This window comes from Actinocrinis sp. (assembly GCF_035946395.1).
Taxonomy (GTDB): domain Bacteria; phylum Actinomycetota; class Actinomycetes; order Streptomycetales; family Catenulisporaceae; genus Actinocrinis.
Genome location: NZ_DASYZI010000162.1, coordinates 1 through 3344, shown reverse-complemented (window position 1 = coordinate 3344; position 3344 = coordinate 1). Strand labels below are relative to the sequence as shown.

2 protein-coding genes are annotated in these 3344 nt (G+C 68.1%); both read right to left on the bottom strand.

From position 1 onward, the window contains the following. Positions 1 to 1547: hypothetical protein (locus tag VGS97_RS10300; protein ID WP_326853108.1), on the bottom strand; the 1547-nt coding region annotated here is incomplete at its 3' end. 3 nt (positions 1548 to 1550) lie between these two features. After that, on the bottom strand, positions 1551 to 3344 hold a 1794-nt coding region (locus tag VGS97_RS10295; RefSeq protein ID WP_326853107.1), incomplete at its 5' end, for a hypothetical protein.

The following is a 3344-nucleotide window of genomic DNA, read 5'->3' as shown; positions in this document are numbered from 1 at the left end:
GCCTTTTCGGGCCAGCTGATCGTCGTGAACTGCACCGTGCCGGTGCCTTCCAGTTCGAGCAGCGGCATTGGCTTGTCCAGCGGCCTGCCGTCGAGGCTGTTGATGGAGATCGGCCCGCTGGCGCCCTTGACCTCGTTGTCGCCGTGCAGGCCGGCGAGATTCTGCACGACCTGCTGGTGTTCCGGGAGACCTGCCGATTGGCCTTCGGGGACGCGGATCGCGGCTCCGGCGGTGAGCACCGCGTCGTAGGCCATGATCGCCTGGCCGTCCTCCAGCGCGCCCGGCTTGTCCTGGATCCGGCTCCCGAACGCGTTGAGGAAGCCCTGGGCCCCGCTGCCGTCTGTCGTGGCGCACTTGCCGGTCCATTCCTGCGGATAGGCCAGCGCCGTGTACAGGACTTTGATCGGGGCCTTGCCGTCGCCCCCGGACAGCGCGTCCTTGATCTCGGTGGCTTCCGGCGTCCCCGAGGCCAGGGAACTCAGCAGGTTGCTGGTGTCGTCCCCCGAGAGGATCTTCACCGGCACGGTCGTGCAGTACCGGTGGTCCAGAGCCGCGGTGAAGTCGGCGAGCTGGCTGCCCCGCCCGGCGAAGTAGATGACGTCCGGCTTCTGGGCGCAGACCTCCTCGGAGATCTGGGCGAAGCGGTTCGCGACGCCGGCGAGCGCGGCGTTGTAGGTTTCCTCGTCGATCAGAGTGCGGGCCGCCGAGTGCGGATCGCTCGGTTGTTTGACGAATCCGGTCCGGAACTCTTCGCCCAGAGTCTTGACATACTCGTCGCTCGGATTCGTGTCCTGAACGAGAAGCGCCGTCTTGACCGAACCGTCGAGTGAAGCCAGAGCGGCCTTCACCTCGTCGGAGTTGTCCGGAGTGACCTGCACGAACCCGGGGTAGGCCTCGCCGTTGATGCTGGTCGCGGTGATCGTGTCGGCGATCATGGCGATGGCCGCCTGCGACAGGATCTTGACGGCGCCGGCGGTGTTCGCGGTGCTGATGCCGAGCCCGGCGACTGCGTCCAGGTGCTGGTCGGAGTCGGCCAGGCCGACCAGTCGCCGTGCCACGTCGGCGTAGTGCGCGCCACCGCTGCCCGGATTGGCCAGAACCAGCCGGATCAGCGGCAGGTCGCCCTCGATCAGGCTGTGGTTCAGCTGCCACTGCGCGACGTAGGCGCCCTCGATCTCGTGCCGCACGACGTCCGCGTTCGTCGAGTCCGTGCTCGACAAGGTCATGGGTACGTAGTAGGCGACTGTGACGAAGGGCTTGCCCTGCTGCGTCACGGACTTGTTCTCATCGGCGATCAGTTGTTCGACGGTCTTGAGGTTGTCGTCGAACGCGAACGAACCGTCGGTGATGCCGATGCACTCGGACCCGGCCCGGGTGATGTCGTCGGCGAACCCACAGGTGTGGTCGTTGTACAGCAACGTCAACACGGTCACGGCGATGAGCGCCAGCACCACGGCGATCCCGCCTGCGGCCACCAGCGCCCGGCGACGTGCCTTGGCCCTGCCGATCACATCGCCGATGCTGGTGGCGAACGAGCTGTCAGGCACCGTCTACTCCATCCCCTCGAAGCGATCGGCCTCGTCCATGAACATGCTGAAAGCGGTCCGGGAGAACGGCGCGATCGTCCGGTACTCTCCGGCGATCGCACGCAGTAACCGGCCCTTCGGGTCGCCGAGCGGATCGCAGGAGATCCACCGTTCGACGGTGAGCCGTGCCAGGCAGGCCGTGAGCAGCGAGCTCGGGTCGCACCAGGCCGTGAGTTCCTGGACCCACGTGGTCGGCTCCCGATCGCAGGTCAGGCGGTTGGGCGCGGAGACGATCTCCTCGAACTCGGCCAGCCAGGCGGCGGCCGGGACATCTACGGCGGTGAACCGCGTTTGCAGTTTCTCGACGACCTCGGCGACCCGGCCGAGGGCCAGCAGGTGGAACATCTCCCCGACCCGGTCCTTGTTCTTGATGCTGAGCTGCAACAGCTGCTGATGCACCTGCTCCCAGGAATCGGCGGCGGCTGCCGGCCGGTCGGCGAGCATCAGGATCAGAAGCCTGCGGACCAGCGGATGCAGCACGCGCCGGTCCTCGTGCACCGCCCAGCCGTGGGCGGCGTTCAGCTCTGCCAGGAGCTTGCCCGGAACGGTCGCCGACAGCACCAGCATCCGGGAGGCATCGGCCAGGTCCCGGGCGGCCGAACACGTCACCAGCAGTTCGCGGAACTGCTCGTCCGTCTCGCCGAGCAGCCGGTGCAGCAGGACCATCGGAAGCTGCCCGGCCCCGGCCACGCTGGACGGCCAGTCGAACAGGCAGCGCAGGTCCGGCACGTCGCCGGGCCTGCCGTCCACACGCTCGCGGATCACCTTGACCAACAGCCGACTGGCATCGGGGTGCCCGCTGGTCAGCCGGTACACGAACCGCGGCGAACGCGGCGGGGCCGGTGGTGCCTGCTGGACGAACAACTGGCCGATCTCGGTCTCGGTCAGGCCCTGCACCTCGATGGGGTACCACCAGGACTCCGCCGACCGCACCGCCGGCCGGGAGTAGATCTGCTGATGCCAGTCGGCCAGACCGGCTCGCTCGGCGCGCTGCGGCGCCGCGATCGAGGACCGGCGCGGTGATCGGGCGGCCGCGACGATCAGAACGGGCCCGGGCATCTCGGCTCCGGCGATACGAGCCTGGACATAGCGTTCCAGGAACGCCGCACCCGCCTTGTGGTCGGTGTTGTCGAGCAGCACGCACGCGTACAGCGGCCGTTTGTACTTCGACACGCCCGGGGCGAACGCCTCGCCCAAGTCGGCCAGAAAGGCCGCCCACACGATCCCGTCGACAGTAGCCGTCTCCTCCCGATTGCCGCGCGCCAGCCGGTTGAGATCGACCAGGGCGTCGAAGGAGTCGACGGGCAAACCGGAGTGGCCGGCGAACCATTTGACTGCTTCGCCGAGAATCACGCGGCGGCTCAGCGGCCACCGCACCAACCCGTCGATCAGCAGATGTGTACTCCTGGCGGCCACGGCTGCGCCCGGTTGGAACGGCGGCGGAACCATCCTGGCGGTCTCGCCGGCCAACTCGTCGACCAGCACCTTGACCTTGTCGATCTGTCGGAATTCCTTGAGCGACTCTTTGACCTTCGACACCGCGGCGCGACGTTCGGCGCCGTCCAGCGGTGACCCGAGTTCCAGCCGGATGACGCGCTCGGCCACCAGGAAGCGCCGGAAGACGATGCGGCCGTACCCGCGCGACCGGCGGTTGAGCTCGAAGGCCAGGTAGGCGAGCACCTGGCGCGGCGTGACATCCGGGTTGGCCTCGAAATCCAGCCGGGCGTGCGGGATGCCCTTGTCGGCCAGTGCCCGATC